Annotated in this window: 12 protein-coding genes and 2 pseudogenes; 11 read left to right on the plus strand and 3 right to left on the minus strand. The window is 38.5% G+C overall.

What is annotated here, in order from left to right:
* Positions 1-177: 177 nt before the first annotated feature.
* The 11 genes and pseudogenes from mobT (at position 178) to CBF27_RS04055 (ending at position 11,865) form a co-directional block, all read left to right on the plus strand.
* Positions 178-1,383 carry a MobT family relaxase gene (mobT, locus tag CBF27_RS04000; RefSeq protein WP_000398284.1) on the plus strand — a complete coding sequence of 402 codons (1,206 nt, stop codon included), beginning with the start codon at positions 178-180 and terminating at the stop codon, positions 1,381-1,383.
* Between the two features lie 42 nt (positions 1,384-1,425).
* Positions 1,426-1,647, plus strand: coding sequence for a hypothetical protein (locus CBF27_RS04005; RefSeq protein ID WP_001009056.1), 222 nt, complete (start codon positions 1,426-1,428; stop codon positions 1,645-1,647).
* A gap of 116 nt (positions 1,648-1,763) precedes the next feature.
* Entirely contained in the window at positions 1,764-2,261 is a 498-nt protein-coding gene (locus CBF27_RS04010) for an antirestriction protein ArdA (RefSeq protein WP_000342539.1), read from the plus strand.
* Positions 2,262-2,349: 88 nt separating this feature from the next.
* Positions 2,350-2,742, plus strand: a complete 393-nt coding sequence (locus CBF27_RS04015; RefSeq protein ID WP_000723888.1) for a conjugal transfer protein — start codon at positions 2,350-2,352, stop codon at positions 2,740-2,742.
* Positions 2,726-5,173 carry a conjugal transfer ATPase TcpF gene (gene tcpF / locus CBF27_RS04020; RefSeq protein ID WP_000331160.1) on the plus strand — a complete coding sequence of 816 codons (2,448 nt, stop codon included), beginning with the start codon at positions 2,726-2,728 and terminating at the stop codon, positions 5,171-5,173. Before CBF27_RS04015 ends, tcpF begins: the two co-directional genes overlap by 17 nt.
* Positions 5,174-5,175: 2 nt before the next feature.
* Positions 5,176-7,353, plus strand: a complete 2,178-nt coding sequence (locus tag CBF27_RS04025) for a CD3337/EF1877 family mobilome membrane protein (RefSeq protein WP_000804748.1) — start codon at positions 5,176-5,178, stop codon at positions 7,351-7,353.
* Positions 7,350-8,351 (plus strand): bifunctional lytic transglycosylase/C40 family peptidase, encoded by a 1,002-nt coding sequence (locus CBF27_RS04030; protein ID WP_000769868.1) that lies wholly within the window; start codon positions 7,350-7,352, stop codon positions 8,349-8,351. Before CBF27_RS04025 ends, CBF27_RS04030 begins: the two co-directional genes overlap by 4 nt.
* Positions 8,348-9,283 (plus strand): conjugal transfer protein, encoded by a 936-nt coding sequence (locus CBF27_RS04035; RefSeq protein WP_001224320.1) that lies wholly within the window; start codon positions 8,348-8,350, stop codon positions 9,281-9,283. Before CBF27_RS04030 ends, CBF27_RS04035 begins: the two co-directional genes overlap by 4 nt.
* A gap of 313 nt (positions 9,284-9,596) precedes the next feature.
* Positions 9,597-9,644 (plus strand): annotated as a pseudogene (locus CBF27_RS14585) (hypothetical protein); the annotation flags it as partial.
* Between the two features lie 15 nt (positions 9,645-9,659).
* Positions 9,660-11,579 (plus strand): tetracycline resistance ribosomal protection protein Tet(M), encoded by a 1,920-nt coding sequence (gene tet(M) / locus CBF27_RS04050; RefSeq protein ID WP_000691736.1) that lies wholly within the window; start codon positions 9,660-9,662, stop codon positions 11,577-11,579.
* A gap of 118 nt (positions 11,580-11,697) precedes the next feature.
* Positions 11,698-11,865, plus strand: a complete 168-nt coding sequence (locus tag CBF27_RS04055) for a cysteine-rich KTR domain-containing protein (RefSeq protein WP_000336323.1) — start codon at positions 11,698-11,700, stop codon at positions 11,863-11,865.
* 59 nt (positions 11,866-11,924) lie between these two features.
* Here the strand turns inward: CBF27_RS04055 and CBF27_RS04060 are convergent.
* The 3 genes and pseudogenes from CBF27_RS04060 to CBF27_RS04070 form a co-directional block, all read right to left on the minus strand.
* Positions 11,925-12,074, minus strand: a pseudogene (locus CBF27_RS04060) (XRE family transcriptional regulator); the annotation flags it as partial.
* A gap of 50 nt (positions 12,075-12,124) precedes the next feature.
* Positions 12,125-12,805: an IS6-like element IS1216 family transposase gene (locus tag CBF27_RS04065; RefSeq protein WP_001015311.1), complete on the minus strand. Its 681-nt coding sequence runs from the start codon at positions 12,803-12,805 to the stop codon at positions 12,125-12,127.
* A 301-nt stretch (positions 12,806-13,106) separates the two neighbouring features.
* The gene (locus tag CBF27_RS04070; protein ID WP_016629602.1) at positions 13,107-13,478 is read right to left on the minus strand and encodes a hypothetical protein; all 372 of its coding nucleotides are present in this window, start codon (positions 13,476-13,478) and stop codon (positions 13,107-13,109) included.

Below are 13,478 nucleotides of genomic sequence, written 5' to 3' on the forward strand. Positions count from 1 at the left end.
TCTTGCTGGCTGGTGTGGCAATAGCCACGCCAGCACTTAACCCCCCGTATCTAACAGGGGGGTACAAATCGACAGGAAACAGTCAAAAAAACATTAGAAAATCCTTTGGTTACAAGGGATTTACAAAATTTCAGCGTATGTCAAATGGGCTTTAAAAGTTGACATACGCCTTTTTGATTGGAGGGATTTTTACTGAATGAACAAACTTGGTTACAGCATTTAAAAGAAAAACGCTTGGCTTATGGACTATCTCAAAACCGTTTAGCTGTTGCGACTGGTATTACAAGGCAGTATCTAAGCGATATTGAAACAGGAAAAGTCAAGCCATCAGAGGATTTACAGCAGTCCCTTTGGGAAGCTCTGGAACGCTTCAATCCCGACGCTCCCCTTGAAATGCTGTTTGATTATGTAAGAATTCGCTTTCCGACAACAGACGTACAGCAGGTGGTCGAAAACATCTTACAACTGAAACTGTCCTATTTTCTTCATGAGGACTATGGTTTCTATTCTTATTCAGAGCATTATGCTTTAGGCGACATATTCGTCCTTTGCTCCCATGAACTGGACAAAGGAGTTCTGGTGGAATTGAAAGGTCGTGGGTGCAGACAATTTGAAAGCTATCTTCTGGCACAACAAAGAAGCTGGTATGAGTTCTTTATGGACGTTTTGGTGGCTGGCGGTGTGATGAAACGCCTTGACCTTGCCATTAACGATAAGACAGGGATTTTAAATATCCCTGTACTCACTGAAAAGTGCCAACAGGAAGAATGTATCTCCGTCTTCCGCAGTTTTAAAAGCTATCGCAGTGGCGAACTGGTACGCAAAGAGGAAAAGGAATGTATGGGAAACACCCTCTATATCGGTTCATTACAAAGTGAAGTTTATTTCTGTATCTATGAAAAGGACTACGAGCAGTACAAGAAAAATGATATTCCCATTGAAGACGCAGAAGTAAAAAACCGTTTTGAGATTCGATTGAAAAATGAGCGTGCCTATTATGCAGTCCGTGATTTACTCGTCTATGACAATCCAGAGCATACCGCCTTTAAAATTATCAATCGGTATATCCGTTTTGTAGATAAAGACGATTCCAAACCTCGTTCTGATTGGAAACTGAATGAAGAATGGGCTTGGTTTATTGGGAACAATCGTGAACGATTAAAACTAACCACAAAACCAGAGCCTTACTCCTTCCAAAGGACGCTGAACTGGCTATCTCATCAAGTTGCCCCGACCTTAAAGGTTGCGATTAAACTTGATGAAATCAACCAGACGCAGGTTGTAAAAGACATTCTCGACCATGCGAAACTGACAGACCGACACAAGCAGATTTTGAAGCAACAGTCAGTAAAAGAACAGGACGTGATAACAACAAAAAAATAACTCAAATACAAATTCATTGAATATAGAGAGGAGAACATTTTTATGAATTTTGGACAAAACCTTTATAACTGGTTTCTATCAAACGCTCAATCACTGGTGCTTTTAGCAATCGTTGTGATTGGCTTGTATCTTGGCTTCAAGCGTGAGTTTAGCAAACTGATTGGCTTTTTAATTATTGCGATTATTGCGGTTGGCTTAGTCTTCAACGCTGCTGGAGTAAAAGACATTTTACTAGAGCTATTCAATCGCATTATTGGTGCTTAAATAAAACCGTTCTTTTGTGGAATATAAGTGGTTTTCTTATGTTCCGCAAAGGAATGGTACACCAAACGAAGTGCGGTAGGGATTTTTGAATCTCTACAAAGAAAGGACGTGAATATATGGACGATATGCAAGTCTATATTGCGAATTTAGGCAAATACAATGAGGGCGAATTGGTCGGTGCGTGGTTTACCTTTCCCATTGACTTTGAGGAAGTCAAAGAGAAAATCGGCTTGAATGATGAATATGAGGAATACGCCATTCATGACTACGAGTTACCCTTTACGGTTGACGAATACACTTCCATTGGCGAACTCAATCGACTATGGGAAATGGTATCGGAATTACCCGAAGAATTACAATCGGAGCTATCTGCTCTGCTCACTCATTTTTCAAGCATTGAAGAACTAAGCGAACATCAAGAGGATATTATCATTCATTCCGATTGTGATGATATGTATGACGTGGCACGCTACTACATTGAAGAAACGGGTGCTTTAGGCGAAGTACCAGCTAGTCTTCAAAACTATATTGATTATCAAGCCTATGGTCGGGATTTAGACCTTTCAGGAACGTTTATCTCAACCAATCATGGGATTTTTGAAATCGTCTATTAAATCTGTCGGTACATTACTACTGGCAGATTTTCTATTTTACGGGGTGGCTCAATCAGCTACCCCTATTTTTTATGAAAGGATTGATTACATGAAGAAAATACGAAGCTATACCAGTATCTGGTCTGTGGAAAAGGTACTGTATTCTATCAATGATTTTAGACTTCCGTTTCCCATAACCTTTACGCAAATGACATGGTTTGTCGTGTCACTCTTTGCAGTGATGATACTTGGCAACTTGCCCCCTCTTTCCATGATAGAGGGAGCATTTCTCAAATACTTTGGGATTCCTGTGGCTTTCACATGGTTTATGTCTACAAAAACTTTTGATGGTAAAAAGCCTTATGGATTTTTGAAGTCTGTCATTGCTTATGCACTGCGACCAAAGCTGACCTATGCAGGAAAAAAAGTAACGCTTGGCAGAAACCAGCCACAAGAAGCCATTACAGCAGTTAGGAGTGAATTTTATGGCATATCCAATTAAATACATTGAAAACAATCTCGTCTGGAATAAAGACGGGGAATGTTATGCTTACTATGAGCTTGTTCCTTACAATTACTCATTTCTAAGTCCAGAACAGAAAATACAAGTGCATGATTCTTTCAGACAGCTTATCGCACAAAATCGTGATGGCAAAATTCATGCTTTACAAATCAGTACAGAATCCAGCATACGTTCTGCACAAGAGCGTTCCAAAAATGAAGTCACTGGCAAGCTCAAAGCGGTTGCCTATGACAAAATCGACCAACAGACAGACGCTTTAATATCCATGATTGGCGAAAATCAAGTGAACTACCGTTTCTTTATCGGCTTTAAGTTGCTTCTCAACGATCAGGAGTTTTCTATGAAAAGTCTTACCGTTGAAGCAAAAAATGCTTTGTCTGATTTTGTCTATGATGTGAACCATAAGCTGATGGGCGATTTTGTTAGTATGAGTAATGATGAAATCCTGCGTTTTCAGAAGATGGAAAAGCTCTTAGAAAATAAAATCTCTCGTCGTTTCAAAATCCGCAGGTTAGATAAGGACGACTTCGGCTATCTGATTGAACACCTTTACGGACAGACAGGCACTGCCTATGAAGAGTATGAGTACCATCTATCAAAGAAAAAGCTGGATAATGAAACGCTGATTAAATACTATGACTTGATTAAGCCTACTCGCTGTTTGGTGGAAGAAAAACAGCGATATTTGAAAATCCAGCAGGAAGATGAAACCGTCTATGTAGCTTACTTTACCATTAACAGCATTGTCGGAGAACTGGACTTCCCGTCCTCTGAAATCTTCTACTACCAGCAACAGCAATTTACATTCCCGATTGATACGTCAATGAATGTGGAAATTGTAGCGAATCGTAAAGCCCTATCTACTGTCCGCAATAAAAAGAAAGAACTGAAAGACTTGGATAACCACGCTTGGCAAAGTGATAATGAAACCAGCTCCAATGTGGCGGAAGCTCTGGAAAGTGTGAATGAGCTGGAAACCAATTTAGACCAAAGCAAGGAATCTATGTACAAGCTGTCTTATGTGGTAAGGGTATCAGCAAATGATCTTGACGAACTCAAACGTCGTTGTAATGAAGTGAAAGATTTTTATGACGATTTAAGCGTAAAACTGGTACGACCATTTGGGGATATGCTCGGCTTACATGAAGAATTTTTACCTGCCAGCAAGCGTTATATGAATGATTATATTCAATACGTGACCTCTGATTTCCTCGCTGGTTTAGGTTTTGGTGCTACTCAAATGCTGGGGGAAAATGAGGGGATTTATGTTGGCTACAGCTTAGATACTGGACGCAATGTCTATCTGAAACCTGCTCTTGCCAGTCAAGGGGTTAAGGGTTCAGTAACCAATGCGTTAGCGTCGGCTTTTGTTGGTTCGCTGGGTGGTGGTAAATCCTTTGCGAATAACCTTATCGTCTATTATGCGGTGCTTTATGGGGCACAAGCAGTGATTGTAGACCCAAAAGCAGAACGTGGCAGATGGAAAGAAACCTTGCCAGAGATTTCCCATGAAATCAATATCGTCACTCTGACTTCTGATGAGAAAAACAAAGGCTTACTTGACCCTTATGTGATTATGAAAAATCCCAAAGATTCTGAATCACTGGCTATTGATATTCTGACATTCCTTACGGGGATTTCCTCTCGTGATGGGGAACGCTTCCCAATCCTTAGAAAAGCCATTCGTGCAGTAACCAATAGTGAAGTACGAGGGTTGATGAAAGTGATTGAGGAATTACGGGTTGAGAATACGCCACTAAGTACCAGTATAGCCGACCATATCGAAAGTTTTACAGACTATGACTTTGCACATTTATTATTCAGTAATGGTTATGTGGAGCAGTCTATCAGCTTAGAAAAACAACTGAACATTATACAGGTTGCGGACTTGGTACTTCCCGACAAGGAAACTTCCTTTGAGGAATATACCACTATGGAGCTTTTATCCGTTGCTATGCTGATTGTCATTAGTACCTTTGCTTTAGACTTTATCCATACAGACCGAAGCATTTTCAAGATTGTAGATTTAGACGAAGCATGGAGCTTTTTACAGGTAGCACAAGGAAAAACACTATCTATGAAGCTGGTTCGGGCTGGTCGTGCTATGAACGCTGGGGTATATTTCGTGACCCAAAATACAGACGACCTCTTAGATGAAAAACTGAAAAATAACCTCGGCTTAAAATTTGCATTTCGTTCCACTGACCTTAACGAGATTAAAAAGACCTTAGCCTTTTTTGGTGTAGACCCAGAGGACGAAAACAATCAGAAGCGATTGCGTGATTTGGAAAACGGGCAATGCCTTATCAGTGATTTATATGGTCGTGTCGGTGTGATACAGTTCCACCCTGTATTTGAAGAACTGCTCCATGCCTTTGATACCAGACCACCTGTGCGAAAAGAGGTGTAAATGTGAAACCATCAATAGTAAACAGAATAAAATCAAACTGGACGCTGAAACGTCTAGGTAAAGTGGCAATGACAGTGGCTTTCACACTTGTGATTGCCATTTTTCTTTTAGCCATGCTGGGAACGGTGGTTCAAGCTGCGGGCTTGGTAGATGATACGGTCAATGTGGCAAATGAATACAGCCGATACCCACTTGAAAACTATCAACTGGATTTTTATGTGGATAATAGCTGGGGCTGGCTTCCGTGGAACTGGTCGGACGGGATTGGAAAACAGGTCATGTATGGACTATATGCCATTACCAATTTTATTTGGACAATCAGTTTGTATGTTTCCAATGCGACAGGTTACTTAGTACAGGAAGCCTATTCCTTAGACTTCATTTCCGCTACAGCAGATTCCATTGGTAAGAATATGCAGACCTTAGCTGGTGTGAGTGCAAACGGATTTTCAACAGAGGGTTTCTATGTTGGATTCCTCTTACTCTTGATTTTGGTTCTTGGGGTTTATGTTGCCTATACGGGACTGATAAAGAGAGAAACCACAAAGGCAATTCATGCCATTATGAATTTTGTGCTGGTGTTTATCCTATCGGCTTCCTTTATTGCCTACGCTCCCGACTACATTAAAAAAATCAATGACTTTTCATCAGACATCAGTAATGCCAGTTTATCACTTGGCACGAAGATTGTCATGCCCCATTCCGATAGTCAAGGCAAGGACAGCGTGGACTTAATCAGAGATAGCCTGTTTTCCATACAGGTTCAGCAACCGTGGCTACTGCTTCAATACAACAGTTCAGACATTGAAAGTATCGGTATTGACCGTGTGGAAAGCCTGCTCTCCACCAGCCCAGATTCCAACAATGGCGAAGACAGAGAAAAAATTGTTGCGGAAGAAATTGAAGACAGAAGCAATACCAATCTAACCATTACAAAGACCATTAACCGTTTAGGTACAGTCTTCTTCCTATTTGTCTTCAATATTGGGATTTCCATATTTGTATTCCTATTAACAGGAATCATGATTTTCTCGCAGGTACTTTTTATCATCTATGCTATGTTTCTGCCTGTGAGCTTTATTTTAAGCATGATTCCATCATTTGATGGTATGTCAAAACGAGCCATAACAAAGCTCTTTAATACCATTTTGACACGAGCTGGAATCACATTGATTATTACGACAGCATTTAGTATTTCAACCATGCTCTATACCTTATCGGCTGGTTATCCGTTCTTTTTGATTGCTTTTCTACAGATTGTGACCTTTGCAGGAATCTACTTCAAGCTGGGCGATTTAATGAGTATGTTTTCTCTACAGAGTAACGATTCTCAAAGTGTGGGAAGTCGTGTGATGAGAAAACCTCGTATGCTTATGCACGCTCACATGCACCGTCTACAGCGGAAACTTGGACGTTCCATGACTACTCTAGGGGCTGGGTCTGCCATTGTTACAGGTAAAAAAGGACAGTCGGGTTCGGGGAGTTCTGCAAGGACACAAGCAGATCACTCCCGACCAGACGGAAAGGAAAAATCAACACTTGGAAAACGTATCGGTCAAACCATCGGTACAGTAGCTGATACCAAAGACAGAATGGTAGACACTGCTAGTGGTTTGAAAGAACAGGTTAAAGATTTGCCGACCAATGCAAGATATGCAGTATATCAAGGAAAATCCAAAGTAAAAGAGAATGTCCGTGATTTAACCAGTAGTATTTCTCAAACCAAAGCGGACAGAGCCAGTGGACGCAAGGAACAGCAGGAACAAAGGCGAAAAACCATTGCGAAGCGTCGCTCTGAAATGGAACAGGTCAAACAGAAAAAACAGCCTGCTTCTTCTGTTCATGAAAGACCGACTACAAGACAAGAACAATATCATGATGAACAGACCTCAAAACAGTCTAATATTCAGACTTCATATAAGGAATCTCAACAAGCCAAACAAGAGCGTCCAGCAGTTAAGTCCGATTTTTCAAGTCCAAAAGTGGAACGCCAAGGCAATACCGTTCAAGAAAAAACCGTTCAAAAGCCAGCAACTTCAACCACTACAGCAGATAGAACTTCACAACGTCCAATCACAAAAGAACGTCCGTCTACTGTTCAAAGAGTACCACTACAAAATACAAGAAGTAGACCACCAATCAAAACCGCCACCATTAAGAAAGTCGGTAAGAAACCATGAAGTTGAAAACTTTAGTGATTGGTGGTTCTGGATTATTCTTGATGGTCTTCTCACTGCTTCTGTTTGTTGCCATTTTATTTTCAGATGAACAGGACAGCGGAATTTCCAATATTCATTATGGAGGTGTGAATGTTTCCGCAGAAGTGCTGGCTCATAAGCCTATGGTAGAAAAATATGCCAAAGAATATGGCGTTGAAGAATATGTCAACATACTTCTTGCGATTATACAGGTGGAATCGGGCGGTACTGCGGAAGATGTTATGCAGTCCTCGGAATCCCTCGGTCTTCCACCTAATTCATTGAGTACAGAAGAATCCATTAAGCAAGGTGTGAAGTATTTCAGTGAATTATTAGCCAGTAGCGAAAGGCTCAGTGTAGATTTAGAATCGGTTATCCAGTCCTACAATTATGGTGGTGGTTTCTTAGGGTATGTGGCTAATCGTGGAAATAAATATACCTTTGAACTGGCTCAAAGTTTCTCAAAAGAGTATTCAGGTGGCGAAAAAGTGTCTTACCCCAATCCCATAGCCATACCTATCAATGGGGGCTGGCGATACAACTATGGCAATATGTTTTATGTGCAACTGGTAACGCAGTATCTTGTCACAACAGAGTTTGATGATGATACGGTACAAGCCATCATGGACGAAGCACTGAAATATGAGGGCTGGCGATACGTTTACGGTGGAGCTTCCCCGACTACTTCTTTTGATTGTAGCGGACTGACACAATGGACGTATGGAAAAGCTGGAATTAACTTACCACGAACCGCACAACAGCAATATGATGTGACCCAGCATATCCCACTATCGGAAGCACAAGCTGGCGATTTGGTTTTCTTTCATTCTACCTATAACGCTGGCTCTTATATTACTCATGTTGGGATATACCTTGGCAATAACCGTATGTTTCATGCAGGCGACCCAATCGGTTATGCCGACTTAACAAGCCCCTACTGGCAACAGCATTTAGTGGGAGCAGGACGAATCAAACAATGAGAAAGGAAGATTTAATGATGAAATTTAGAAAAAATCAGAATAAAGAAAAACAGATACCAAAGGAAAAGAAACCTCGTGTCTACTATAAGGTCAATCCTCATAAAAAGGTTGTGATTGCCTTGTGGGTACTTTTAGGGCTTAGTTTCAGCTTTGCGATATTCAAGCACTTTACAGCTATAGATACTCATACTATTCACGAAACAACTATCATAGAAAAGGAATACGTTGATACTCATCATGTAGAAAATTTTGTAGAGAACTTTGCGAAAGTCTACTATTCATGGGAGCAATCCGATAAGTCCATTGATAATCGAATGGAAAGTCTAAAAGGCTATCTGACAGATGAACTTCAAGCTCTCAATGTTGATACAGTACGCAAAGATATTCCTGTATCGTCTTCTGTAAGAGGATTTCAGATATGGACGGTAGAGCCAACTGGCGACAATGAGTTTAATGTAACCTACAGTGTAGACCAGCTCATTACAGAGGGAGAAAATACAAAGACCGTCCACTCTGCTTATATAGTGAGTGTCTATGTAGATGGTTCTGGAAATATGGTACTGGTTAAGAATCCGACCATTACCAACATACCTAAGAAATCAAGTTATAAACCAAAAGCCATTGAAAGTGAGGGGACGGTTGATTCCATTACAACCAATGAAATCAATGAGTTTTTAACGACGTTCTTCAAGCTCTATCCTACAGCGACAGCCAGTGAACTTTCCTACTATGTGAATGACGGGATATTAAAACCAATCGGAAAAGAGTACATCTTTCAAGAACTGGTAAATCCTATTCACAATCGTAAGGATAATCAAGTCACGGTATCGCTGACAGTGGAGTATATCGACCAGCAGACCAAAGCAACGCAGGTATCTCAATTTGATTTGGTACTTGAAAAGAACGGGAGTAATTGGAAGATTATAGAATAACAAATATTGGTACATTATTACAGCTATTTTGTAATCACGTACTCTCTTTGATAAAAAATTGGAGATTCCTTTACAAATATGCTCTTACGTGCTATTATTTAAGTGACTATTTAAAAGGAGTTAATAAATATGCGGCAAGGTATTCTTAAATAAACTGTCAATTTGATAGCGGGAACAAATAATTAGATGTCCTTTTTTAGGAGGGCTTAGTTTTTTGTACCCAGTTTAAGAATACCTTTATCATGTGATTCTAAAGTATCCAGAGAATATCTGTATGCTTTGTATACCTATGGTTATGCATAAAAATCCCAGTGATAAAAGTATTTATCACTGGGATTTTTATGCCCTTTTGGGTTTTTGAATGGAGGAAAATCACATGAAAATTATTAATATTGGAGTTTTAGCTCATGTTGATGCAGGAAAAACTACCTTAACAGAAAGCTTATTATATAACAGTGGAGCGATTACAGAATTAGGAAGCGTGGACAAAGGTACAACGAGGACGGATAATACGCTTTTAGAACGTCAGAGAGGAATTACAATTCAGACAGGAATAACCTCTTTTCAGTGGGAAAATACGAAGGTGAACATCATAGACACGCCAGGACATATGGATTTCTTAGCAGAAGTATATCGTTCATTATCAGTTTTAGATGGGGCAATTCTACTGATTTCTGCAAAAGATGGCGTACAAGCACAAACTCGTATATTATTTCATGCACTTAGGAAAATGGGGATTCCCACAATCTTTTTTATCAATAAGATTGACCAAAATGGAATTGATTTATCAACGGTTTATCAGGATATTAAAGAGAAACTTTCTGCCGAAATTGTAATCAAACAGAAGGTAGAACTGTATCCTAATATGTGTGTGACGAACTTTACCGAATCTGAACAATGGGATACGGTAATAGAGGGAAACGATGACCTTTTAGAGAAATATATGTCCGGTAAATCATTAGAAGCATTGGAACTCGAACAAGAGGAAAGCATAAGATTTCAGAATTGTTCTCTGTTCCCTCTTTATCATGGAAGTGCAAAAAGTAATATAGGGATTGATAACCTTATAGAAGTTATTACTAATAAATTTTATTCATCAACACATCGAGGTCCGTCTGAACTTTGCGGAAATGTTTTCAAAATTGAATATACAAAAAAAAGACAACGTCTTGCATATATACGCCTTTATAGTGGAGTACTACATTTACGAGATTCGGTTAGAGTATCAGAAAAAGAAAAAATAAAAGTTACAGAAATGTATACTTCAATAAATGGTGAATTATGTAAGATTGATAGAGCTTATTCTGGAGAAATTGTTATTTTGCAAAATGAGTTTTTGAAGTTAAATAGTGTTCTTGGAGATACAAAACTATTGCCACAGAGAAAAAAGATTGAAAATCCGCACCCTCTACTACAAACAACTGTTGAACCGAGTAAACCTGAACAGAGAGAAATGTTGCTTGATGCCCTTTTGGAAATCTCAGATAGTGATCCGCTTCTACGATATTACGTGGATTCTACGACACATGAAATTATACTTTCTTTCTTAGGGAAAGTACAAATGGAAGTGATTAGTGCACTGTTGCAAGAAAAGTATCATGTGGAGATAGAACTAAAAGAGCCTACAGTCATTTATATGGAGAGACCGTTAAAAAATGCAGAATATACCATTCACATCGAAGTGCCGCCAAATCCTTTCTGGGCTTCCATTGGTTTATCTGTATCACCGCTTCCGTTGGGAAGTGGAATGCAGTATGAGAGCTCGGTTTCTCTTGGATACTTAAATCAATCATTTCAAAATGCAGTTATGGAAGGGATACGCTATGGTTGCGAACAAGGATTATATGGTTGGAATGTGACGGATTGTAAAATCTGTTTTAAGTACGGTTTATACTATAGCCCTGTTAGTACTCCAGCAGATTTTCGGATGCTTGCTCCTATTGTATTGGAACAAGTCTTAAAAAAAGCTGGAACAGAATTGTTAGAGCCATATCTTAGTTTTAAAATTTATGCGCCACAGGAATATCTTTCACGAGCATACAACGATGCTCCTAAATATTGTGCGAACATCGTAGACACTCAATTGAAAAATAATGAGGTCATTCTTAGTGGAGAAATCCCTGCTCGGTGTATTCAAGAATATCGTAGTGATTTAACTTTCTTTACAAATGGACGTAGTGTTTGTTTAACAGAGTTAAAAGGGTACCATGTTACTACCGGTGAACCTGTTTGCCAGCCCCGTCGTCCAAATAGTCGGATAGATAAAGTACGATATATGTTCAATAAAATAACTTAGTGTATTTTATGTTGTTATATAAATATGGTTTCTTGTTAAATAAGATGAAATATTTTTTAATAAAGATTTGAATTAAAGTGTAAAGGAGGAGATAGTTATTATAAACTACAAGTGGATATTGTGTCCTGTATGTGGAAATAAAACACGATTAAAGATAAGGGAAGATACTGAATTAAAAAAATTCCCCCTCTATTGTCCGAAATGCAGACAAGAAAATTTAATTGAAATAAAGCAGTTCAAAGTAACTGTGATTACAGAGCCAGACGCAAAGACGCAGAGCCGATAAAATGAGATTAATACAATCTCATTTTATCGGCTCTTTCCGTTATGTATGGATTCTTTTAATTAGTCTTCGATGTTTCTTGCTTCGTTGATACCGCTGGCTAAAGATTCCATTAAGGATAGTTCTTTGTCTGTAAAGCTATCCATGTATTTCTCTATCTGTAATCGTCGGGTGCTTTTTACCAAGTTATTAGCAGGTAAGAAAAATTGGTTCTGTTGCAAAGTTTTAAATAAAGAATAAAATCCCTTACGGTATCTATGATTTAAGCTGGGATTCCCAATAATACCTTGATTTCAGTACAGACCGAAAACCCGAAGAGAGTGCCTTCTTTTCGGGTTTTCTTATATAATCCTCGAATGGCTTCCATGCCTTTAATCGTGGTAGAGGCAGTGCGTAAACTTCGATAGAATTTATTGCGTCTCTTTACTGGACGATGGTCTTGTTCAATCAAATTATTCAGGTATTTAATGGTACGATGTTCTGTCCCTTGATAAAAGCCGTATTCTTTTAGTTTCTTAAAGGCACTTGTAATAGAGGGGGCTTTATCTGTGACTACAACCTTCGGTTCATCAAACTGCTTCACTAACCGCTTAAGAAAAGCATAGGCTGCTTGTGTGTCCCGTTTTTTACGTAACCAAATATCCAAGGTTAAACCATCTGCATCGATGGCTCGATACAAATAATGCCATTTTCCTTTAATTTTGATGTACGTTTCATCCATTTTCCATGAATAAAAGGATTTTTTATTTTTCTTTTTCCAAATTTGATAGAGTAGTTTGCCATATTCTTGCACCCAACGATAAATCGTCGTATGAGAAACGTTAATGCCACGATCATATAAGATTTCTTGAACTTCACGATAGCTAAGGTTATAACGAAGATAGTAGCCCACGGCTACAATAATCACATCCTGCTGAAATTGCTTTCCTTTAAAATGATTCATCGTCATTCCTCCTGCTATCTTTTTCTATTATTCTACCTTATTTGATAGTAGATTTAAAACTTTGCAACAGAACCCTTTCATTTCTGAGTCTATTTCTTCAATAATATTTTACACTCTCGTGAAATATTATGATTTAGTGTTTACTGATTATATTTATAAATTATAAAATATAGAAAATAAATTATAAAAGAAAATTTACAAAAATCTATTATAGTGTTTAATTGATTGATTTTAAAAGCAAAATTATATTTTACAATTTATATTTTATAAAATATAAATTGTAAATAAAAAGGAAGAAGATCTAAATCTTCTTCCTTTTTTCTTTCTTATATATACGTTCTCTTTCCTGATCTTTCTTACGCTCTAATATTCGTTTGTAGGTTATTTCTTGATTGTGATCGAAACGTGCAGTTCTTTCGTGAATTAATTCTTCGAGTAGTTCATAGGTATAATCATTATCAGTTGTATCAAGCAAAGCCGTAAATTCGCACCAGACTATGGCTGGTACACCAAGAGACTTGTTGTTTATCTTTAATACATCTTCTTCAGGGTGAATATTTTCTAGTAAATCTGTGTTGTCAGAAGTAAATGCTGATTTCGGTTTAGGGATCTCTTTATAAGAATTATCAGGTTTTTGCTTAGAAAAGAAACCTGGTTTTGCATTATCTGTCAT

Source organism: Vagococcus acidifermentans (assembly GCF_003987655.1).
Taxonomy (GTDB): domain Bacteria; phylum Bacillota; class Bacilli; order Lactobacillales; family Vagococcaceae; genus Vagococcus_B; species Vagococcus_B acidifermentans.

What these genes read in the sequence shown, in the direction of transcription:
- CBF27_RS04005 (WP_001009056.1), top strand. Translation starts at nt 1,426, where the DNA reads ATGAATTTTGGACAAAACCTTTATAACTGGTTTCTATCAAACGCTCAA.
- CBF27_RS04010 (WP_000342539.1), top strand. Translation starts at nt 1,764, where the DNA reads ATGGACGATATGCAAGTCTATATTGCGAATTTAGGCAAATACAATGAG.
- CBF27_RS04015 (WP_000723888.1), top strand. Translation starts at nt 2,350, where the DNA reads ATGAAGAAAATACGAAGCTATACCAGTATCTGGTCTGTGGAAAAGGTA.
- tcpF (WP_000331160.1), top strand. Translation starts at nt 2,726, where the DNA reads ATGGCATATCCAATTAAATACATTGAAAACAATCTCGTCTGGAATAAA.
- CBF27_RS04030 (WP_000769868.1), top strand. Translation starts at nt 7,350, where the DNA reads ATGAAGTTGAAAACTTTAGTGATTGGTGGTTCTGGATTATTCTTGATG.
- CBF27_RS04035 (WP_001224320.1), top strand. Translation starts at nt 8,348, where the DNA reads ATGAGAAAGGAAGATTTAATGATGAAATTTAGAAAAAATCAGAATAAA.
- CBF27_RS04065 (WP_001015311.1), bottom strand. Translation starts at nt 12,805, where the DNA reads ATGAATCATTTTAAAGGAAAGCAATTTCAGCAGGATGTGATTATTGTA.
- CBF27_RS04070 (WP_016629602.1), bottom strand. Translation starts at nt 13,478, where the DNA reads ATGACAGATAATGCAAAACCAGGTTTCTTTTCTAAGCAAAAACCTGAT.